Raw genomic sequence first — 19,591 nt, 5'->3', positions numbered from 1 at the left:
CCTTGACCCGCCCTTGAGTAAGGCCGCCTCGCACAGCGACGTGCTGATCGTCGGTGCCGGTAGTGCTGGATCGGTTGTCGCCGAACGCCTTTCTGCCGAGCCGGGTTGCGCGGTGACCGTCCTCGAGGCGGGCCCTGCCCTCGATGATCCGGGATTGCTCGCTCAAACCGCGAACGGATTGCAGCTGCCGATCGGGGTCGGCAGCCCGCTGGTGCGCCGCTATCAGACCAGCCTGACCGATCGGCCCGTGCGCGCGCACGCGCTCGTGCGCGGGGCGACGGTCGGCGGTTCCGGCGCGATCAATGGCGGCTACTTCTGCCGCGGGTTGCCGCGCGACTTCGACCGGCTATCGCTGCCCGGCTGGGCCTGGTCCGACGTCCTCGAGAGCTTCCGCGCCATCGAGACCGACCTGGACTTCAGTGGGCCGGCCCACGGCGACAGCGGTCCGATCCGGGTCCGTCGTACCCACGAAATGACGGGAACCACCGAACGTTTCATCACCGCCGCGCAGCGCGCCGGTTTCGGCTGGATCGAAGATCTCAATGACGTTGGGCCGGAACGGGTTTCGGGGACGGGTGCCGTCCCGCTGAACATCGTCGACGGTGTGCGTACCGGATCCGGCGCGGGCTTCCTGTTGCCGGCACTGGGCCGGCCGAACCTGACCTTGCACTCCCGGACGCGCGTCGCGCGGTTGCGCTTCACCGGCACCGCCGCCACGGGTGTCGACGCCTTCGGCCCGCACGGCCGCATGACGCTGACCGCAGACCGGATCGTGTTGTGCGCCGGGGCCATCCAAACGGCGCAGCTGCTGATGCTCTCCGGCATCGGAGCCGAGGAGGGGCTGCGGGCCGTCGGCGTACCGGCGGTAAACCCGCTGCCGGTGGGCACGTCGTTCAGCGACCACCCCGAATGGGTGCTGCCCACCGACTGGACGGTGGCTCCCGGCCGGCCGGTGCTGGAAGTCGTGCTGAGCACCGCCGATGGTCTCGAGATCAGGCCCTACACAGGCGGGTTCGTCGCGATGACCGGGGACGGCGCCGCCGGTCATGCCGACTGGCCGCACATCGGGGTGGCGCTCATGCAGCCACGCGCACGCGGGCGCATCACGCTCGCGTCGGCCGATCCCGAGGCGGCGCCCCTCATCGAGCACCGTTACGACAGCGAGCCCGAGGACGTCGCGGCGCTACGCCAAGGCGCCGAATTGGCCCGCGAATTAGCGCGTACCGCAACACATGTCGGCGAGCCCGTATGGTCCACGTCGCAACACCTCTGCGGCACGGCGCCGATGGGCGCCGATACCGACCCACGGGCGGTCGTAGACCATCGCTGCCGGGTGCACGGCATCGACAACTTGTGGGTGATCGACGGCTCGGTCCTGCCCGCGATCACCAGCCGGGGGCCGCACGCCACCATCGTCATGATCGGTCATCGGGCCGCCGAATTCGTTCGGTGATGCGTGCGTGGGGGCGGGCCTCAACGGTGAGGCATGAGGCCCGCCCCGCGAGCGGCGAATGTTCATGCGGTCCACGTAGATGGCCACGGCAAGTGGCGGTGCGCGCGCAATTGATACGTCGCGCGACAATGCGTCGCAATATTCGTGGACTGCACGGTCGCCGTTCCATTGTTCGATTGCCCGTGCTTGTCTTTTGTCCCTTACCTCCCTTCGCCGTTGCGTGAAACTCGTCGGCAGGCCGGAGGCGAACGCTGCCGCGCCGGGCATACCGGCTCGACCACGCTGGTAACACCCATCAACACCACATCCACCTCGCCTCGCAGAGATGATCTGTAACTGTCGATATATATTTGGTGATACCAGAACCGGCAGACGTTTTCAAGCATTGAACCCGCTGTTGGACAACAGCATTGGACGAAAGGGCCGGTTCAGCGACGGCGGCTGGACAGCATCCCGCGCACCGGCCGAAGCTGCCGGCCGTCGCGGCCGGGCGCCCAAACCGCGATCAGCAGCGCGGCGGCGGCGACGATCACGGCCATCGTGATCGTCGATGCGTGCAAGGCCGCCAGGAACGCGGCCTTGCTGATGTCCGCCAGCTGGCGGCCCTGGGGTCCCATCCGGCCCGCCACCTCGACGGCTTTGGCCAGCGAATCGGTGGCCGGCCCCCGGACCGGCTCGGGAAAGCCCGCCAACTTCGGGGCGAGCTCGTGCGAATAGCGGCCGGCCAGAATCGAACCGGCCACCGCGATTCCCAACGCGCCGCCCATTTCCCGGGACGTGTCGTTCACCGCGGAGGCGACACCCTGCTTCTCGTCGGGCACCGCCCCCATGATCGCCGACGTCGTCGGCGCCGTGCAGATTCCGATGCCGGTTGCCAATATCAGTGTGGGCCAGGCGAATTCCAGATATGAAGAGTGCAGGTTCAACCGGTACATGCACGCGAACCCGACCGCCATCAGCAGGGTGCCGATGAACAGCACGAGCCGCAGGCCCAGCTTGGGCACGTACCAGAACGATAGCGCCGAGAAAATGCCGAGCGGCACCATGAACGGGCCGAAGGAGATCGCCGTCGTCAGGGCCGAGTAGCCCATGATCTGTTGCACGTATTGCATGCCGATGTAGAAGAAACCGAACGTGGCGCCGAACAGGATGACGATCGCGGCGACACCGGTGGCGAAATTCGGGTCGGCGAACAACCGGACGTCGAGCAGCGGTTGCCTGTCGCGCCGGGCGAGGCGCAGCTCGACGGCACCGAACCCCGCCGCGAGCACCGCCCCCGCGACGAGCCCGCCCCAGACCAGGGGGTTGCTCCATCCGTGGGTCGGCGCCTCCAGGATCGCCGCCACGGCGATCGCCACCGCGGCACCGACCAGGATCGCGCCCAGCCCATCGATCCGGGGGGCGCCGCTGTCGCGCGACGAGGCGACGGTGCACGCCAGCGCGAAGATCACCAGACCGGCGACGCCCAGCGACCAGAAGATCGCGTGCCAGTCCCAAAAGCGAAGCAGCACGCCGGAACCGATCATGCCCAGCACGCCGCCGGATCCGGCGGTGCCCGCCCAGATCCCGACCGCCTTGGTGCGCTCGGCTTTTGGATAGGCCACGCTCAGCAGCGACAACGTCGCCGGCATCACGAAGGCGGCGCCGATTCCGGCCACCGCACGGCCGGCGATGATCTGCGCCGGGCTGTGCAGCATCGCCGGGGCCATCGAGCCGACCGAGAAGACCACCAAGCCGATCAGCAGGGCGCCGCGCCTGCCGTAGCGGTCGCCGATCGCGCCCGCGGGCAACAGCAGGCACGCCAGGGCGACGGTGTACCCATCGACGATCCAGTTCAGCTGCGACTGGGTGGCCGAGGTGGCCACCGCGAGGTCTCCCAGCGCGGTGTTCAGCGCCGTCATCGACGCGACAACGAGGGCGACTCCCATGCAGGCGACCGCCAGCGTCCAGTTTCGAGCTCGGGGACTATTGCCGATGCTGACTGCATCAGTACGCTGGTCAGGCCGGACCAGGGTTTCGACCATGCTGCGCCTCCTCACGGTGGCGTTGGGAAGTTTCGAGACCGATAGTCTTGTAGGTAGACCGATAGTCTCGTTCCCAAACAGGGAGGTGGGTCACATCACTGGCAGCACCAGCGACCCCCGCCCGGCGCGCTCGCGGGCGCGTTTACTCGAGGCCGCCGCCACGCTGCTGAGTTCCGGTGGTCCCAGCGCGGTGACCGTCGACGCGGTCACCCGCACGGCCAATGTGGCCAGAGCCACGTTGTATCGCCACTTCCCCAGCGGAAACGATTTGCTGGCAGCGGCTTTCAACAGCCTCATCCCGCCCTCGCCCACGCCGCCGGCCGAGGGTTCGCTGCGCGACCGCCTGGTGGCGGTGGTGCTGGCGCAGGCCGAGTCGGTGGCGCAGGCGCCGGCGCTGATGACGGCCATGTCGTGGTTGTCCATGGGTCGGGACCTGGACGAGATGCCGGAACCCCGCGACTGCGCCGTAAACAGCACGGCCATCACGACGCTGCGTGAACGCATCGCCCAGCAGTACGCCGCGCCGTTCGACGCCATCTTCGACAGCCCGGAGGCCGCCGAGCTCGGCGAGGTGGACCGCTCCCGGGCCATCGCACTGCTCATCGGCCCGCTGGTGCTGGGGCGCCTTTCCACCCTTCCCGACTTCGATTACCGCGAGTGCGCGCTCGCGGCGGTCGACGGTTTCCTCTATGTACAGCGCGCACACAGCCGGGCCGGCGCGGCGAGCGTCGAATCGGCGGGTGCCTGAGGCCGGCGACGGCCGCTGACCAGCGGGTTGACCGCCGGGCGGGGCCGCGCCCGTGGCGTCCGGCCGGGATTTGGCCAAACCCATGATCTAGGGCATACTGTTCAGGTTGCCTTGGGCCGGGTTTGCGCCTGGTCGGGCATACGACCAGCGCCCAAACGGGCGCGTCCGGTCCCATCCTTGGAGCGCGACAAATTTTGCCGCGGTCCAGGCTGCGTGAGGGTGACACACCCGACCGCGGGGGCCGGTGGACCACGACAGGTAAACAGCGGCGCAGTATCCGGCGCGACGCTCGATCGGCCCAGGGTTGGCCCGGGCTCGATCAGCGCGCTGGGAGCACCAGGTCCGGACACGGATTTTTGTAAGTTGGAGTGAGGGTAGGAGAAGCGTGGCGGGACAAAAGATCCGCATCAGGCTCAAGGCCTACGACCATGAGGCCATCGACGCATCGGCGCGCAAAATCGTCGAGACCGTCGTCCGCACGGGTGCCAGTGTCGTAGGTCCGGTGCCGCTGCCGACTGAGAAGAACGTGTATTGCGTCATCCGCTCTCCGCATAAGTACAAGGACTCGCGGGAGCACTTCGAGATGCGCACTCACAAGCGGTTGATCGACATCCTCGACCCGACGCCGAAGACCGTCGACGCGCTGATGCGCATCGACCTTCCGGCCAGTGTCGACGTCAACATCCAGTAGGAGATCCAGACTCATGGCAAGAAAAGGCATTCTGGGTACCAAGCTGGGCATGACGCAGGTGTTCGACGAGAACAACCGGGTCGTCCCGGTGACGGTGGTCAAAGCGGGGCCCAATGTGGTCACCCGCATCCGCACACCCGAGCGCGACGGCTACAGCGCCGTCCAGCTGGCCTACGGCGAGATCAGCCCTCGCAAGGTGAACAAGCCGGTCACCGGTCAGTACAGTGCCGCGGGCGTGAACCCGCGCCGGCACCTGGCCGAATTGCGGCTGGACGACGAGGCCGCGACCAGCGAATACGAAGTCGGCCAGGAGCTGACGGCGGAGATCTTCGCCGACGGCGCCTATGTCGACGTGACCGGTACCTCCAAGGGCAAGGGCTTCGCCGGCACCATGAAGCGCCACGGCTTTCGCGGCCAGGGCGCCAGCCACGGTGCGCAGGCGGTGCACCGCCGTCCCGGTTCCATCGGCGGCTGCGCCACCCCCGCGCGCGTCTTCAAGGGCACCCGGATGGCCGGCCGGATGGGTAACGACCGGGTGACCGTGCAGAACCTGGTGGTGCACAAGGTTGATGCCGAGAACGGCGTGCTGCTGATCAAGGGTGCGGTCCCCGGCCGTACCGGTGGGCTCGTGGTGGTCCGCAGCGCGATCAAACGAGGTGAGAAGTAATGGCTCTCAAGATCGACGTCAAGACGCCCGACGGCAAGGTCGACGGCTCCGTCGAGCTGCCGGCCGAGTTGTTCGACGCCCCGGCCAACATCGCGCTGATGCACCAGGTGGTCACCGCGCAGCGGGCGGCGGCGCGCCAGGGCACGCACTCGACCAAGACCCGCGGCGAAGTCAGCGGCGGTGGACGTAAGCCGTACCGGCAGAAGGGAACCGGTCGTGCCCGTCAGGGTTCGACGCGGGCCCCGCAGTTCACCGGCGGTGGCGTCGTGCACGGTCCCAAGCCGCGCGACTACGCCCAGCGCACCCCCAAGAAGATGATCGTCGCCGCGTTGCGCGGCGCGTTGTCGGACCGGGCGCGCAACGGCCGCATTCATGCGGTCACCGAGTTGGTGTCGGGCCAGACGCCGTCGACCAAGAACGCCAGGGCGTTCCTGGGCACGCTGACCGACCGCAAGAAGGTGCTGATCGTGATCGGCCGCAGCGACGAGGCCGGCGCCAAGAGCGTGCGCAACCTGCCCGGTGTGCACATCCTGACGCCCGACCAGCTCAACACCTATGACGTGCTGCGCTCCGACGACGTGGTGTTCAGCGTTGAGGCGCTCAACGCCTACATCAGTGCCCAGGCGGGCGCCGGCACCGCTAGCACCGAGGAGGTAACGGCGTAGATGGCGACCATCACCGACCCCCGCGACATCATCCTGGCCCCGGTCATCTCGGAAAAGTCCTACGGCCTCCTGGATGAGAACGTGTACACCTTTGTGGTGCACCCCGATTCGAACAAGACGCAGATCAAGATCGCCATCGAGAAGATCTTCTCCGTCAAGGTCGCATCGGTGAACACCGCGAACCGGCAGGGTAAGCGCAAGCGCACCAGGACCGGATACGGCAAGCGCAAGGGCACCAAGCGCGCCATCGTCACGCTGGCGCCCGGTAGCAAGCCCATCGACCTGTTCGGGGCCCCGGCCTAGCCGCGCGCGAGAGAAAGACCTGATTAGACATGGCAATTCGTAAGTACAAGCCGACGAGCCCCGGCCGCCGCGGCTCCAGCGTGTCCGACTTCGCCGAGGTCACCCGGTCGGAGCCGGAGAAGTCGTTGGTGCGCCCGTTGCACGGCCACGGTGGCCGTAACGCACACGGCCGCATCACCACCCGCCACAAGGGTGGCGGCCACAAGCGCGCCTACCGGGTGATCGACTTCCGTCGCAACGACAAGGACGGCGTCAACGCCAAGGTCGCGCACATCGAGTACGACCCGAACCGGACCGCCAACATCGCGCTGCTGCACTTCCTGGACGGCGAGAAGCGTTACATCATCGCGCCGCAAGGCCTTTCGCAGGGCGACGTGGTGGAGTCGGGCGCGAACGCCGACATCAAGCCCGGCAACAACCTGCCGCTGCGCAACATCCCCGCCGGTACCGTGATCCACGCCGTGGAACTGCGGCCCGGCGGTGGCGCCAAGCTGGCGCGGTCCGCCGGCTCGAGCATCCAGCTGCTCGGTAAAGAGGGCACCTACGCGTCGCTGCGTATGCCCAGCGGTGAGATCCGCCGCGTCGACGTGCGCTGCCGCGCCACGGTCGGCGAGGTCGGCAACGCCGAACAGGCAAACATCAACTGGGGCAAGGCCGGCCGGATGCGGTGGAAGGGCAAGCGCCCTTCGGTCCGTGGTGTGGTCATGAACCCGGTGGACCACCCGCACGGTGGTGGCGAGGGTAAGACCTCCGGTGGTCGCCACCCGGTGAGCCCGTGGGGCAAGCCGGAGGGCCGCACCCGCCACCCGAACAAGGCCAGCAACAAACTCATCGTCCGGCGCCGGCGCACCGGCAAGAAGCACGGTCGCTAGGAACTCGAGGAGTAGCCAACCATGCCACGCAGCCTGAAGAAGGGCCCGTTCGTCGACGACCACCTCCTCAAGAAGGTGGACGTCCAGAACGAGAAGAACACCAAGCAGGTCATCAAGACCTGGTCTCGGCGTTCGACGATCATTCCGGACTTCATCGGTCACACCTTCGCCGTCCACGACGGACGCAAGCACGTCCCGGTGTTCGTCACCGAGTCGATGGTCGGTCACAAGCTTGGTGAATTCGCGCCGACGCGAACCTTCAAGGGACACATCAAGGACGACCGGAAGGCCAAACGGCGATGACCACAACTGAATTCCCGTCGGCGGTCGCCAAGGCGCGGTTCGTGCGGGTCTCACCGACGAAGGCCCGCCGGGTGATCGACCTGGTGCGTGGCCGCTCGGTGGCCGACGCGCTCGACATTCTGCGCTGGGCGCCCCAGGCGGCCAGCGAGCCGGTGGCGAAGGTGATCGCGAGCGCCGCGGCGAACGCGCAGAACAACAACGGCCTGGACCCGGCCACCCTGGTGGTCGCCACGGTGTACGCCGACGAGGGTCCGACCGCCAAGCGGATTCGCCCGCGCGCCCAGGGGCGCGCGTTCCGGATCCGCAAGCGCACCAGCCACATCACGGTCGTGGTGGAGAGCCGGCCGGCAAAGGACCAGCGTTCGGCGAAGTCGACGAGGGCCCGCCGCGCCGAGGCCAGCAAGGCCGCCGCGAAGGCGCCCGCGAAGAAGGCCGCCACCAAGGCGCCCGCCAAGAAGGCGCCCGCCAAGAAGGCCGCGGCGAAGTCCGCTCCGGCGAAGAAAACTACGTCTGAGACTTCTGAGGCGAAGGGAGGCTCAGACTAGTGGGCCAGAAGATCAATCCGCACGGCTTCCGGCTGGGTATCACCACGGACTGGAAGTCCCGCTGGTACGCCGACAAGCAGTACGCGGACTACGTCAAGGAAGACGTCGCCATCCGCAAGCTGCTGTCCACCGGGCTGGAACGCGCCGGCATCGCCGACGTGGAGATCGAGCGCACCCGCGACCGGGTGCGCGTCGACATCCACACCGCGCGCCCCGGCATCGTCATCGGCCGCCGCGGCACCGAGGCCGACCGCATCCGCGCGGACCTGGAGAAGCTGACCGGCAAGCAGGTTCAGCTCAACATCCTCGAGGTCCGCAACCCCGAGTCCCAGGCGCAGTTGGTGGCGCAGGGCGTCGCCGAGCAGCTGAGCAACCGGGTGGCGTTCCGCCGCGCGATGCGTAAGGCCATCCAGTCGGCGATGCGTCAGCCCAACGTCAAGGGCATCCGGGTGCAGTGCTCGGGTCGTCTGGGCGGTGCGGAGATGAGCCGTTCGGAGTTCTACCGCGAGGGCCGGGTGCCACTGCACACGCTGCGCGCCGACATCGACTACGGCCTGTACGAGGCCAAGACCACCTTCGGCCGGATCGGTGTGAAGGTGTGGATCTACAAGGGCGACATCGTCGGTGGGAAACGCGAACTCGCCGTCGCCGCCCCGGCGGGCGCCGACCGTCCCCGTCGCGAGCGTCCCTCGGGCACGCGTCCCCGCCGCAGCGGTGCGTCGGGTACCACGGCGACCAGCACCGAGGCCGGCCGGGCCGCCGCGGGCGCCGAAGAAAGCACCGCGGCCGCAGCGGCCGAGCCCGCGCCCGCCGCAGAACCGCAGAGCACGGAGAGCTGAATCATGTTGATTCCCCGCAGGGTTAAACACCGCAAGCAGCACCACCCCCGCCAGCGCGGCATCGCCAGCGGCGGCACGGCGGTGAACTTCGGTGACTACGGCATCCAGGCCCTCGAGCACGCCTACGTCACCAACCGGCAGATCGAGTCCGCGCGTATCGCGATCAACCGCCACATCAAGCGTGGCGGCAAGGTGTGGATCAACGTCTTCCCGGACCGCCCGCTGACCAAGAAACCCGCCGAGACCCGGATGGGTTCGGGTAAGGGCTCGCCGGAATGGTGGGTGGTCAACGTCAAGCCGGGCCGCGTGCTGTTCGAGCTGAGCTACCCCAACGAGCAGGTGGCCCGGGCGGCCCTTACCCGTGCAATCCACAAGCTGCCGATCAAGGCACGCATCGTGACCCGAGAGGATCAGTTCTGATGGCAGTGGGAATTTCGCCTGGCGAACTGCGTGAGCTCACCGACGAGGAGCTGACCGAGCGCCTGCGCGAATCCAAGGAGGAGCTGTTCAACCTGCGTTTCCAGATGGCGACGGGGCAGCTGTCCAACAACCGCCGGCTGCGCGCGGTGCGGCAGGAGATCGCGCGCGTGTACACCGTGCTGCGCGAACGAGAACTGGGCCTGGCTTCCGGGCCCGACGGTAAGGAATCGTGATGGCAGAAGCGAAGAAGGCGGCCCCGAAGGCGGCCGCAACGGACACGCCCTCGAAAGAGAAGGGCCCCAAGCACACTCCGGCCAACCCGAAGGTCCGTGGCCGGCGCAAGGTCCGCATCGGTTACGTGGTGAGCGACAAGATGCAGAAGACCATCGTGGTCGAGCTGGAGGACCGCGTGCGGCACCCGCTGTACGGCAAGATCATCCGCACCACCAAGAAGGTGAAGGCGCACGACGAGAACAGCACCGCAGGCATCGGCGACCGCGTCTCGCTGATGGAGACGCGTCCGACGTCGGCGACCAAACGGTGGCGGCTCGTCGAAATTCTCGAGAAGGCCAAGTAGCCGCGAAGCGGCATCGAAACGCCCGGGTCCTGGTGGTCCCGGGCGTTTTGCTTTGCGGGGGGCGGTGGTCGGCGAAAAGCGATCGGAAATTTCGCGGCCGCGTTACTCTCGGCGCATGTCGACTGACTCGCCGGCCTTCCAAGGCAAGATCGAGCTGGATATCCGGGACTCCGAGCCGGACTGGGGCCCCTACGCCGCGCCGACCGCGCCGGAGAACTCGCCGAACATCCTGTACCTGGTGTGGGACGACACCGGCATCGCGACCTGGGACTGTTTCGGCGGTCTGGTCGAGATGCCCGCCATGACCCGCATCGCCGAGCGTGGTGTCCGGCTGTCGCAATTTCACACCACCGCGCTGTGCTCGCCGACCCGGGCCTCTCTGCTGACCGGCCGCAACGCCACCACGGTCGGCATGGCCACCATCGAGGAATTCACCGACGCGTTCCCGAATGCCAACGGCCGGATCCCGTTCGACACCGCGCTGCTCTCCGAAGTGCTCACCGAGCGCGGCTACAACACGTACTGCATCGGCAAGTGGCACCTGACGCCGCTCGAAGAGTCCAATCTGGCGTCCACCAAACGACATTGGCCGACCTCGCGCGGCTTCGAGCGGTTCTACGGTTTCCTGGGCGGCGAGACCGACCAGTGGTATCCCGACCTGGTGTACGACAACCATCCGGTCAACCCGCCGGGCACGCCCGAAGACGGCTATCACCTGTCGAAGGACATCGCCGACAAGACCATCGAATTCATCCGCGACGCCAAGGTGATCGCGCCGGACAAGCCGTGGTTCAGCTACGTGTGCCCGGGCGCCGGGCACGCGCCGCACCACGTCTTCTCCGAATGGGCGGACCGCTACGCCGGCCGCTTCGACATGGGCTACGAGGCCTACCGCGAGATCGTGCTGGAAAACCAGAAGTCGATGGGCATCGTGCCGCCCGACACCGAACTCTCTCCGGTCAACCCGTACTCCGACGTCAAGGGGCCGCAGGGCGAGCCCTGGCCGCTGCAGGACACGGTGCGACCCTGGGACTCGCTGAACGCCGATGAGAAGAAGCTGTTCTCCCGGATGGCCGAGGTGTTCGCCGGCTTCCTCAGCTACACCGACGCCCAAATCGGCCGGATCCTGGACTATTTGGAGGAATCCGGTCAACTGGACAACACCCTCATCGTGGTGATCTCCGACAACGGCGCCAGCGGGGAGGGCGGCCCGAACGGATCGGTCAACGAGGGCAAGTTCTTCAACGGCTACATCGACACGGTCGAAGAGAGCATGAAGTTGTTCGACCACCTCGGCGGCCCGGAGACCTACAACCATTACCCGATCGGCTGGGCGATGGCGTTCAACACCCCGTACAAGCTTTACAAGCGGTACGCGTCGCACGAGGGCGGCATCGCCGACACGGCGATCATCTCGTGGCCCAATGGTGTTGCCGCACACGGGGAGATCCGCGACAACTACGTCAACGTCTGCGACATCACGCCCACGGTCTACGACCTGCTGGGCATGACGCCCCCCGAAACTGTCCGGGGCATCGCCCAGAAGCCCCTGGATGGCGTGAGTTTTAAAGCGGCCCTTGCTGATTCGAACGCCGACACCGGGAAGCAGACCCAGTTCTACTCGATGCTCGGCACTCGCGGGATATGGCATCAGGGGTGGTTCGCCAACACCGTGCACGCGGCCACGCCGGCCGGCTGGTCGCACTTCGACGCCGACCGCTGGGAGCTGTTCCACATCGAGGCCGACCGCAGTCAGTGTCACGACCTGGCCGCCGAGCAGCCGGACAAGCTAGAAGAACTCAAGGCGCTGTGGTTCTCCGAAGCCGCCAAATACAACGGGTTGCCGCTCTCGGACCTGAACATCCTGGAGACGATGACGCGGGTCCGCCCCTACCTCGTCGGTGACCGATCCAGCTATGTCTACTACCCCGACTGCGCGGACGTGAGCATCGGCGCCGGCGCCGAAATCCGCGGCAGGTCGTTCGCGGTGGTGGCCGAGGTGAGCGTCGACACCACCGGCGCGGAAGGGGTGCTGTTCAAGCAGGGCGGCGCCCACGGCGGGCACGTGCTGTTCATCCAGGACGGGCGCCTGCATTACGTCTACAACTTCCTGGGTGAACGCCAGCAGGCGGTCTCCTCATCGGGCGCGGTGCCGCTCGGCAGGCATCTGCTCGGCGTGAATTATGCGCGGACCGGAACCGTGCCGGACAGCCACACGCCGCTCGGCGACGTCACGTTGTTCATCGACGACGAAGTCGTCGGCACGCTCGCGGACGTGCAGACGCATCCGGGAACGTTCGGGATCGCGGGTGCCGGGATCACCGTCGGCCGCAACGGCGGCTCCGGAGTGTGCAGCCGCTACAAAGCGCCGTTCTCGTTCACCGGTGGCACCATCTCCCGAGTTACCGTCGACCTGTCCGGACGGCCCTATATGGACGTGGAAGCCGAAATTGCGCTTGCCTTTTCGCGCGACTGAAGCCTTGGCGCTGTGCCTGTTGGCGCTCGCTGCGGCGGGATGTGAGAAGACCACGGGCGGAACGGCCATCGGTGGCACCGCCTCGTCGACGTCGGCCACCACGCGGGCTCCCGACCCGGCCGAGCCGGTACCCGGCATCGAAACCACGCTGCCCGACCACATTCCGCCCAATGCCTTGGTGTGCTTTCCGCCGCCCGCCAGCGGCTCCATGACCAAGGCCTCCGTGGCCGACCCGGCGGCGCCCGTGCTCACAGTCCCGCTGCCGGACGGCTGGAATGCGACGCCGGGCACGGGCGACGTGGCGTTGACGTCGACCGGTCCCGACGGCATGTCGGTGCGGGTGACCATCGCCCGCACCGACCTCGACCCCGGGGGCGCGTTCCTGCGTTACGCCACCGACTTGCGAACGGCGAACCCGGGGGCCAAGGTCACCGTCACGGCGGCCCAATTCTGCGGCTACAGCAGCCAGCTACTCAGCGGTACCAGCGGAGGGACCGGAGCAAACGAGTTCGCCGACCGCATCACGCACATCTGGACCAACACTCAGGCGTACCTGGTCGCCGTCCATCTGGAGGGGCCCGGCAAAGCGCCGGGTTTCGAAGCGGCTAAATCGACGCTAATGCAGCAATTCGCCGTCACTATCCCCTGAAATATGCAGTTGTCCCTGTTAGCATCTGCCCCGTGATGCCTCAATGACCGCCGGGAATCCGGCGCCTCCCGCGCCGCCGGCGCCCGCCAACCACCGGGGCCGGCAAATCGCCATCGCTTTTGGAATCGTCGCCTCCCTCATCGTCATCTACGCCCTCTCACTGATTGCCGTGCATCTGCTGGCAAAGTCGGCGCCAGCGCTTCCCTCGGTGGATTTGAGCAAGGTGGAGGCTGAAGACAGCGTCGTTCAGGTACGCCTGGAGAAGCTGGACACCGTCGCGAACCGCCTGACGGTGAACGTGACGGTCTACCCCAAGGATTCTTTGTGGGACAAGAACTTCGGGGTACTGACCACCGACGCCGCGGTGCGCCTCTATCCCGACAACGACCTCGGCGACCTGCAATACCCGGTAGGTAAAGCACCGGCCCAGGTCAGCACGACCATCGTGGCGCACGGCGACCCCGCCAACTGGCCGTTCGATACGTACAAGACCGAGGTGATCGCCGCCGACGTGTTCACCGGTACCGGCGCCAGCCGCGAGAAGGCACCCGCCCGCGTCGAGGCGACCGGAAAGTTGGACGGTTGGGACGCCACCGTCACCCGCGTCCACGACCCCGAGGACGCCAACCCCGATGTGCAGGACGACCTGATCATCACTCTGCAACGGTCCAAGGGTGCGCTGATCTTCGACGTCGGCATCTGCCTGGTCCTCATCGCCCTTCCGGTGCTGGCGTTGTGGGTGGCCATCCCGATGGCGTTGGGCCGGACCACCTTCCTGCCGCCGTTGGGAACCTGGTTCGCGGCACTGCTGTTCGCCGTCGTCCCGCTGCGCAACTTCCTGCCCGGCTCCCCACCGCCGGGTTCCTGGATCGACCAAGCCGTCGTGCTGTGGGTGTTGATAGGGCTGGTTACGGCGATGTCGCTGTTCATCGTCGCCTGGTGGCGATCCCGCGAGAAAAAGCCGCCGAAGAAGGCCTGACACCTACTCGGGATTCGGTGAATCCGCCGAACTGATCGCGTCGACTGCGCTCGAGACCCTGGCCTGGAAGTTGGGCGACAGCGGGATGTAGCCGCTCTTCGCCAGCTCCACCTGGCCGGGTCCGATCGCCGCCTGCAGGAACGCCTTGACGGCCTTGGCGACGTCGAGCGCCGGGTACTTGGAGCAGACGATCTCGTAGGTGGCCAGGACGATCGGATAGACGTCGGGCTGGGCGGGGTTGTAGAACGACGAGATGTCGAGCACCAGGTCGTTGCCGCTGCCGATGATCTTGGCGCCGGTGATGGTCTTGCCGACGGTGTCGGTGCCGATCCGCACCGGTCGCAACGACCTGCGGCTCGCCGGGGTTTTGATCTCGGCGGCGTAAAGCCCTTGCTGCAGAGCGAAAGACAGCTCGTTGTAACTGATCGCGCCCTCGGTCGATTTCACCAGTGCCGCGGTGCCGTTGTTGCCCGCGGCGCCGGTGCCTATGCCTCCGTTGAACGCCTTGCCCGTGCCCTTGGTCCAGGCCCCGCCGGACGCGGCCTGCAGGTAGGACTGGAAGTTGTCGGTGGTCCCGGACGCGTCGCTGCGGTAGATGACCCGAATCTCTTCGGAAGGCATCGATGCGTTGAGCGCGGTGAGCGCCGGGTCGTCCCAGCGCGTGATGGTGCCGTCGAAGATCTTGGCTATCGTCGACGCGTCGAGCACCAGCGAGTCGACCGAGCCGAGGTTGTAGGTAATGGCCAGCGGGCCGAACACCACCGGCAGGTTCCACGCGTCGGCGCCGCCGCAGCGTTGTTTGGCCGCGGCGTATTGGTCCCCCGAAAGCGGCGTGTCCGATGCGCCGAAATCCGTTCTGCCGGCCAGGAAGTCGCTGATTCCGGCGCCCGATCCGTTCGCGGTGTAGTTCAGGGTCTGCCCGGCGCACACCTTCCCGTAGGCGGCGACGAACTTCGTCATCGCGTTGGCTTGTGCGGTCGAGCCGCTGGCCGTCAGCGCCTGCTTGCCGCCGCACTCCACCTTGGCGCCGGCGGCATACGCCAGCGTCGGATGGGAGTCGGTGCTGCATGCTGAGACCGCCACCGCCGCCGCGGCGAACAGGCTGATGGCGGCCGCCGGTGCGGTGCGCTTCACGTTGTTGCTCCTGGAGACTCGGGCCCGGCGGCGACGGCGAGCACTGGGGCGACTCGCCCCGTTTCGACACACGTCGAGACTTACCGCGATCCCGCCCGCCAAGCAAACAAACATCAGGTGAACTGGCCACCCCGGGCCCGTGCCTGAACACGGACGCCGCCGGTGCCGGCGAAGCACTCCGAAGTGGATTCGCTGGCGTGCTGGTCTAGCGCCGGGATGAGCGAATAAACCGCCTGATCTAGTCGATAAATACGATTTGTCGCCGGACAGTGCGAAGTTCGCTACGATCTCTCTCGTGTCGTCTCAGGGCGGCGCATCGATCAGTCTCTACCAAGGAGAATGATGGCCAGTCACGCGTCTCCGCCCCAGCAACAGCCCGCCGCGCCAGCAACCCCGCCTCCCGCCGCCACGGCGACGGCGCCATCCCCGGCGCCGCCGCGCAAGCCCAGGCGGCGCCTCGTCATCGGTCTCGGTGCCCTGCTGGCCTTCGTCGTGGTCTATGGGTTGTCCCTGTTCGGCTTCCACCTGCTGGCCAGTTCCGGGGCCCCACTCAAGCCACCGGACTTGAACGCAACCGGTGACACCGTCGTGTTGGTCCGCCTCGAGAAGCTGGACACCATCGCCAATCGACTGACGGTGAAAGTGCTTGTGATTCCTGAAGACTCGATGTTCGACAAACGCCTCGACGTGTTGAAGACCGACACCGCGGTCCGCATGGATCCGCCCAACGACCTGGGCGACCTGCAATACCCGGCGGGAAAGTCGCCGGCGCAGGTTGCCACCACGATCGAGGCGCACGGAGACCCCAACAACTGGCCGTTCGATTCATACCGCACCGATACGCTCTCGGCCGACGTCCTCGTCGGCCAAGGCGACGCCCGCCAATACATTCCCGCCCGGGTCGAGGTCGCCGGCGCGTTGGACGGCTGGGACGTGAGCGTCCAGCGCGTCGGCGAAGCCAGCCAGGAATCGGACCGGCCGGACAACGTGGTGATCACGCTGCACCGGGCCAAGGGACCGCTGATCTTCGACCTCGGCATCTGCCTGGTCCTCTTCGCCCTGCCGACCTTGGCGTTCGCGGTGGCCATCCAGATTGCCCTGGGCAGGCGCAAATTCGTGCCGCCGTTCGTGACATGGTTCGCGGCGATGCTGTTCGCCGTCATACCGATCCGTAACTTCCTGCCCGGTTCGCCACCACCCGGGGCGTGGATCGATCAGGCGCTGGTGATCTGGGTGCTGCTCGCGCTTGTCGGGGCGATGGCGTTGTACATGTTCACGTGGTACCGGCAGTCCGACTGAGGTGCTCGTACCCTGAACTGGTGCTCACCGAGCTCGTCGACCTTCCGGGCGGATCGTTCCGCATGGGGTGCACCAGCTTCTATCCCGAAGAAGCGCCGATCCACACTGTCACCGTGCCGGCTTTCGCGGTGGAGCGACACCCGGTGACCAATGCGCAGTTCGCCGAATTCGTCTCCGCCACAGGCTATGTGACGGTTGCCGAGCGGCCCATCGACCCGGCGCTGTACCCGGGGGCCGACCCGGCCGATCTGCGTCCGGGCGCCATGGTCTTTCGCCCCACTCCCGGCCCGGTCGACCTGCGCGACTGGCGGCAATGGTGGCATTGGGTACCGGGTGCCAGCTGGAGCCATCCGTTCGGGCCGGACAGCGACCTCGCCGATCGGGCCGACCACCCGGTGGTGCAGGTGGCCTACCCCGACGCCGCCGCGTACGCGCGGTGGGCCGGCCGGCGGCTGCCGACCGAGGCCGAGTGGGAGTATGCGGCCCGTGCCGGGAGTACGGGCACCTACGCGTGGGGCGACGAACCGAACCCCGACGGTCGGCTGATGGCCAACACCTGGCAGGGCCGCTTCCCATACCGCAATGACGGCGCCCTGGGCTGGGTCGGTACATCGCCGGTGGGGACGTTTCCCCCCAACGGATTCGGCCTGCTCGACATGATCGGCAACGTCTGGGAGTGGACCGCGACACGGTTCTCCGCGCACCACCGGCTCGACGAGCCGCCGAAAGCGTGTTGTGCCCCTGCGGGGCCGGCGGATCCCGCCGTCAACCAGACGCTCAAGGGCGGTTCGCACCTGTGCGCGCCGGAATATTGCCACCGCTATCGTCCGGCCGCGCGGTCACCGCAGTCGCAGGACACCGCGACCACCCACATCGGATTCCGCTGCGTCGCGCAGCAAACGTCGGCCGCTACCGGCGCCGCCGCCCACAGCTGAAACGACGAGCGGGTTACCGCCGGATGGACGGCGAGTGACGGGGCCCCCATCGGCGCGCACGGTGTGCGCGACTTCGCTAGCATCTGACCACGTGTGGCCCTCGACGAGCCCTGAATCATCGGTGGCCTACCAATGACCGCCGAGGCTCCCGCGGCACCGGCACCGCCGCCCCCATCGGACGCGCCGACACCGTCCGCACCCCCGCCCCGCAAACACATGGCGAAGCGGCCGCGCATCGTGATCGGCGTGGCCGTCCTGGCGGTGGTCGTCACCGCCTACATGCTGTCTTTGTTCGGCGTTCACTGGCTGGAGAGGTCCGAGGGACCGCTGCCTCCGCTGGATTTGAGCCAGGGCGGGGGCGACGCGACAATCGTGCAGCTGCAGGTCGAGGAATTGAAGCCGGTCGCCAAGCGCCTCGCAGTGAATGTTCTTGTGTATCCAGGGATTTCGGCATACGACAACCGATTCGACGTGTTGGGCACCGACGTCGCCGTGCGCCTGTACCCCACGAGTGACCTCGGCGACCTGCACTACCCGAAGGGCAAGGCGCCGGCGCAACTGAGCACCACGGTCGTAGCGCACGGCGATCCGGGCAACTGGCCGTTCGACTCCTACCGGACCGAGCCGATCTCCGCCGACGCGTTCGTCGGGTCGGGCGACGCCCTGAAAAAGGTGCCCGCCCGGGTCGAGGTGACCGGGGAGTTGGACGGGTGGGACATCACCGTGAACCGCGTCCACGACCCCGGTGCGCTCCCGACGCAGCGCGGCACCGACAACGGGAACGTGGTCATCACCCTGAAGAGGGCCAAGGGCCCGCTGATCTTCGACCTGGGCATCTGCCTGGTCCTCATCAGCCTGCCCACCCTGGCGCTGCTGGTCGCCATTCCGATGGCGTTGGGCAGAAGGAAGTTCCTGCCGCCGTTCGCCACCTGGTATGCCGCGAACCTGTTCGCCATCGTCCCGCTGCGCAACATCCTTCCCGGCGCGCCACCGCCGGGTTCGTGGATCGACCAGGCCATCGTCCAATGGGTGCTGATCGCGCTCGTCACGGCGATGAGCTTGTACATCTTCGCCTGGGTCCGGCATGGCGACTAGTTCGCAGGGAAGTTGTCGGACCCCCCTGCGATAATCGAATGTATGTTCGAATCCAGGGTTTCGTCGCCGGAGGTGCTTGCCGAGTTCGACGAGCACTTCGAGCGGCGGTATCCGTCGAAGACGCCGGAGTCGGCGGCGATGCTTGCCGAGGCCGGCGGGTGTGTGCGGGCGGAGAACCGGGCGGTGGCCGGGCAGTTGGCGGCGATCGGGGAGTTGTTCGCCTATCGGTTGTCGCGGTGTGCTGAGACTGAGGAGTGGGCGGTGGACACTGAGGCGGCGGTGGCCGCGGAGGTGGCCGCGGAGTTGCGGATCGGTCAGGGGTTGGCGGCCAGTCGGGTGCGGTATGCGCGGGCGTTGCGCGAGCGGTTGCCGCGGGTGGCGGCGGTGTTCGCCGCCGGGGACATCGATTTTCGGATGGTGCAGACGCTGGTGTTTCGCACCGATCTGATCACCGATCGCGAGGTGGTGGCGGCCGTGGATGGGCAGTTGGCCGCGCAGGTGGCCCGGTGGCCATCGCTGACCCCGGCCCGGTTGGCCGCTCAGGTTGACCGAATCGTCGCGAAGGCTGATGCGGATGCGGTGCGCCGGCGCCGGGACCGCGCGGCGGGCCGCGAGGTGTGGATCGGGGATATGGGCGATGGGTTGGCGCGCATCGAGGGGGTCCTGTTCAGCTCGGATGCCGGGGCACTCGAGAAGCGACTGGATGCGGTGGCGGCCACGGTGTGTGCGCATGATCCGCGTAGCCGTGAGCAGCGCCGTGCCGATGCGTTGGGGGTGCTGGCCGCGGGGGCGGATCGGCTGGGCTGTCGGTGTGGGCGCCCCGACTGCGCGGCGGGCGCGCGCCCGGCGGCCGGTGCGGTGGTGATTCACGTGATCGCCGAACAAGCCGCCCTCGACGGCACCGGCGCGGCGCCGGG

Annotated in this window: 22 protein-coding genes; 20 read left to right on the top strand and 2 right to left on the bottom strand. The window is 67.4% G+C overall.

Annotated features, from left to right (window positions below):
- Window positions 1–13 precede the first annotated feature (13 nt).
- Window positions 14–1,453 (top strand): mycofactocin system GMC family oxidoreductase MftG, encoded by a 1,440-nt coding sequence (mftG, locus tag A5709_RS07200; RefSeq protein ID WP_068119112.1) that lies wholly within the window; start codon window positions 14–16, stop codon window positions 1,451–1,453.
- A 428-nt stretch (window positions 1,454–1,881) separates the two neighbouring features.
- Here mftG and A5709_RS07195 read toward each other — a convergent pair whose 3' ends face one another.
- Complete coding sequence (locus A5709_RS07195; protein WP_369827272.1) at window positions 1,882–3,381, bottom strand: MFS transporter; 1,500 nt, start codon at window positions 3,379–3,381, stop codon at window positions 1,882–1,884.
- Between the two features lie 190 nt (window positions 3,382–3,571).
- On the opposite strand from A5709_RS07195, the gene A5709_RS07190 reads away from it, so the two are divergent.
- The 15 genes from A5709_RS07190 to A5709_RS07120 all read left to right on the top strand — a co-directional run bounded on the left by A5709_RS07190 (window position 3,572) and on the right by A5709_RS07120 (window position 14,211).
- On the top strand, window positions 3,572–4,225 hold the full coding sequence (locus A5709_RS07190; protein ID WP_067948212.1) for a TetR/AcrR family transcriptional regulator: 654 nt from the start codon (window positions 3,572–3,574) through the stop codon (window positions 4,223–4,225).
- A 385-nt stretch (window positions 4,226–4,610) separates the two neighbouring features.
- Window positions 4,611–4,916 (top strand): 30S ribosomal protein S10, encoded by a 306-nt coding sequence (gene rpsJ / locus A5709_RS07185; protein WP_003873519.1) that lies wholly within the window; start codon window positions 4,611–4,613, stop codon window positions 4,914–4,916.
- Window positions 4,917–4,929: 13 nt separating this feature from the next.
- Window positions 4,930–5,583, top strand: coding sequence for a 50S ribosomal protein L3 (rplC, locus tag A5709_RS07180; protein WP_067211851.1), 654 nt, complete (start codon window positions 4,930–4,932; stop codon window positions 5,581–5,583).
- The gene (rplD, locus tag A5709_RS07175; RefSeq protein WP_067948210.1) at window positions 5,583–6,248 is read left to right on the top strand and encodes a 50S ribosomal protein L4; all 666 of its coding nucleotides are present in this window, start codon (window positions 5,583–5,585) and stop codon (window positions 6,246–6,248) included. Before rplC ends, rplD begins: the two co-directional genes overlap by 1 nt.
- Window positions 6,249–6,551 carry a 50S ribosomal protein L23 gene (rplW, locus tag A5709_RS07170; RefSeq protein ID WP_046183668.1) on the top strand — a complete coding sequence of 101 codons (303 nt, stop codon included), beginning with the start codon at window positions 6,249–6,251 and terminating at the stop codon, window positions 6,549–6,551.
- A 29-nt stretch (window positions 6,552–6,580) separates the two neighbouring features.
- Window positions 6,581–7,423, top strand: a complete 843-nt coding sequence (gene rplB, locus A5709_RS07165; protein WP_067739765.1) for a 50S ribosomal protein L2 — start codon at window positions 6,581–6,583, stop codon at window positions 7,421–7,423.
- A 21-nt stretch (window positions 7,424–7,444) separates the two neighbouring features.
- Window positions 7,445–7,726 (top strand): 30S ribosomal protein S19, encoded by a 282-nt coding sequence (gene rpsS / locus A5709_RS07160; RefSeq protein ID WP_006245110.1) that lies wholly within the window; start codon window positions 7,445–7,447, stop codon window positions 7,724–7,726.
- A complete protein-coding gene (rplV, locus tag A5709_RS07155; RefSeq protein ID WP_067947194.1) occupies window positions 7,723–8,271 on the top strand; it encodes a 50S ribosomal protein L22 in 549 nt (182 codons plus the stop codon). The genes rpsS and rplV overlap by 4 nt, the downstream gene beginning before the upstream one ends.
- A complete protein-coding gene (gene rpsC, locus A5709_RS07150; protein ID WP_067947196.1) occupies window positions 8,271–9,110 on the top strand; it encodes a 30S ribosomal protein S3 in 840 nt (279 codons plus the stop codon). Before rplV ends, rpsC begins: the two co-directional genes overlap by 1 nt.
- A 3-nt stretch (window positions 9,111–9,113) precedes the next feature.
- Complete coding sequence (gene rplP / locus A5709_RS07145; protein WP_007167840.1) at window positions 9,114–9,530, top strand: 50S ribosomal protein L16; 417 nt, start codon at window positions 9,114–9,116, stop codon at window positions 9,528–9,530.
- The gene (rpmC, locus tag A5709_RS07140) at window positions 9,530–9,763 is read left to right on the top strand and encodes a 50S ribosomal protein L29 (protein ID WP_066951916.1); all 234 of its coding nucleotides are present in this window, start codon (window positions 9,530–9,532) and stop codon (window positions 9,761–9,763) included. The genes rplP and rpmC overlap by 1 nt, the downstream gene beginning before the upstream one ends.
- Window positions 9,763–10,107 (top strand): 30S ribosomal protein S17, encoded by a 345-nt coding sequence (gene rpsQ / locus A5709_RS07135; protein WP_067947198.1) that lies wholly within the window; start codon window positions 9,763–9,765, stop codon window positions 10,105–10,107. The genes rpmC and rpsQ overlap by 1 nt, the downstream gene beginning before the upstream one ends.
- A 115-nt stretch (window positions 10,108–10,222) precedes the next feature.
- Entirely contained in the window at window positions 10,223–12,583 is a 2,361-nt protein-coding gene (locus A5709_RS07130; RefSeq protein WP_068119107.1) for an arylsulfatase, read from the top strand.
- 4 nt (window positions 12,584–12,587) lie between these two features.
- Window positions 12,588–13,232, top strand: coding sequence for a hypothetical protein (locus A5709_RS28735; protein ID WP_231986934.1), 645 nt, complete (start codon window positions 12,588–12,590; stop codon window positions 13,230–13,232).
- A 43-nt stretch (window positions 13,233–13,275) separates the two neighbouring features.
- Window positions 13,276–14,211: a DUF4436 domain-containing protein gene (locus A5709_RS07120; RefSeq protein ID WP_067947202.1), complete on the top strand. Its 936-nt coding sequence runs from the start codon at window positions 13,276–13,278 to the stop codon at window positions 14,209–14,211.
- A 3-nt stretch (window positions 14,212–14,214) separates the two neighbouring features.
- On the opposite strand, the gene pstS is transcribed toward A5709_RS07120, so the two are convergent.
- Complete coding sequence (gene pstS / locus A5709_RS07115) at window positions 14,215–15,345, bottom strand: phosphate ABC transporter substrate-binding protein PstS (protein ID WP_068011389.1); 1,131 nt, start codon at window positions 15,343–15,345, stop codon at window positions 14,215–14,217.
- 342 nt (window positions 15,346–15,687) lie between these two features.
- On the opposite strand from pstS, the gene A5709_RS07110 reads away from it, so the two are divergent.
- The 4 genes from A5709_RS07110 to A5709_RS07095 form a co-directional block, all read left to right on the top strand.
- Window positions 15,688–16,644, top strand: a complete 957-nt coding sequence (locus A5709_RS07110; RefSeq protein WP_068011390.1) for a DUF4436 domain-containing protein — start codon at window positions 15,688–15,690, stop codon at window positions 16,642–16,644.
- Window positions 16,645–16,664: 20 nt separating this feature from the next.
- The gene (locus tag A5709_RS07105; protein ID WP_068011388.1) at window positions 16,665–17,579 is read left to right on the top strand and encodes a formylglycine-generating enzyme family protein; all 915 of its coding nucleotides are present in this window, start codon (window positions 16,665–16,667) and stop codon (window positions 17,577–17,579) included.
- Between the two features lie 216 nt (window positions 17,580–17,795).
- Window positions 17,796–18,674, top strand: coding sequence for a DUF4436 domain-containing protein (locus tag A5709_RS07100; RefSeq protein ID WP_068011387.1), 879 nt, complete (start codon window positions 17,796–17,798; stop codon window positions 18,672–18,674).
- Window positions 18,675–18,716: 42 nt separating this feature from the next.
- On the top strand, window positions 18,717–19,591 hold an 875-nt coding region (locus A5709_RS07095; protein WP_156767991.1), incomplete at its 3' end, for a DUF222 domain-containing protein.

This window comes from Mycobacterium sp. E1386 (genome assembly GCF_001672745.1).
Classification (GTDB): Bacteria; Actinomycetota; Actinomycetes; order Mycobacteriales; family Mycobacteriaceae; genus Mycobacterium.
Note: the sequence above shows the minus strand (reverse complement) of the source record. Positions and strands in the feature narration are given on the sequence as shown.

Bases quoted from the DNA above. Each gene is read 5' to 3' on its own strand.
- A5709_RS07195 (WP_369827272.1), bottom strand. From the start codon at position 3,381: ATGGGAGTCGCCCTCGTTGTCGCGTCGATGACGGCGCTGAACACCGCG.
- rplC (WP_067211851.1), top strand. From the start codon at position 4,930: ATGGCAAGAAAAGGCATTCTGGGTACCAAGCTGGGCATGACGCAGGTG.
- rplD (WP_067948210.1), top strand. From the start codon at position 5,583: ATGGCTCTCAAGATCGACGTCAAGACGCCCGACGGCAAGGTCGACGGC.
- rplW (WP_046183668.1), top strand. From the start codon at position 6,249: ATGGCGACCATCACCGACCCCCGCGACATCATCCTGGCCCCGGTCATC.
- rplB (WP_067739765.1), top strand. From the start codon at position 6,581: ATGGCAATTCGTAAGTACAAGCCGACGAGCCCCGGCCGCCGCGGCTCC.
- rpsS (WP_006245110.1), top strand. From the start codon at position 7,445: ATGCCACGCAGCCTGAAGAAGGGCCCGTTCGTCGACGACCACCTCCTC.
- rplV (WP_067947194.1), top strand. From the start codon at position 7,723: ATGACCACAACTGAATTCCCGTCGGCGGTCGCCAAGGCGCGGTTCGTG.
- rplP (WP_007167840.1), top strand. From the start codon at position 9,114: ATGTTGATTCCCCGCAGGGTTAAACACCGCAAGCAGCACCACCCCCGC.
- rpmC (WP_066951916.1), top strand. From the start codon at position 9,530: ATGGCAGTGGGAATTTCGCCTGGCGAACTGCGTGAGCTCACCGACGAG.
- rpsQ (WP_067947198.1), top strand. From the start codon at position 9,763: ATGGCAGAAGCGAAGAAGGCGGCCCCGAAGGCGGCCGCAACGGACACG.
- A5709_RS07130 (WP_068119107.1), top strand. From the start codon at position 10,223: ATGTCGACTGACTCGCCGGCCTTCCAAGGCAAGATCGAGCTGGATATC.
- A5709_RS07120 (WP_067947202.1), top strand. From the start codon at position 13,276: ATGACCGCCGGGAATCCGGCGCCTCCCGCGCCGCCGGCGCCCGCCAAC.
- A5709_RS07110 (WP_068011390.1), top strand. From the start codon at position 15,688: ATGGCCAGTCACGCGTCTCCGCCCCAGCAACAGCCCGCCGCGCCAGCA.
- A5709_RS07100 (WP_068011387.1), top strand. From the start codon at position 17,796: ATGGCGAAGCGGCCGCGCATCGTGATCGGCGTGGCCGTCCTGGCGGTG.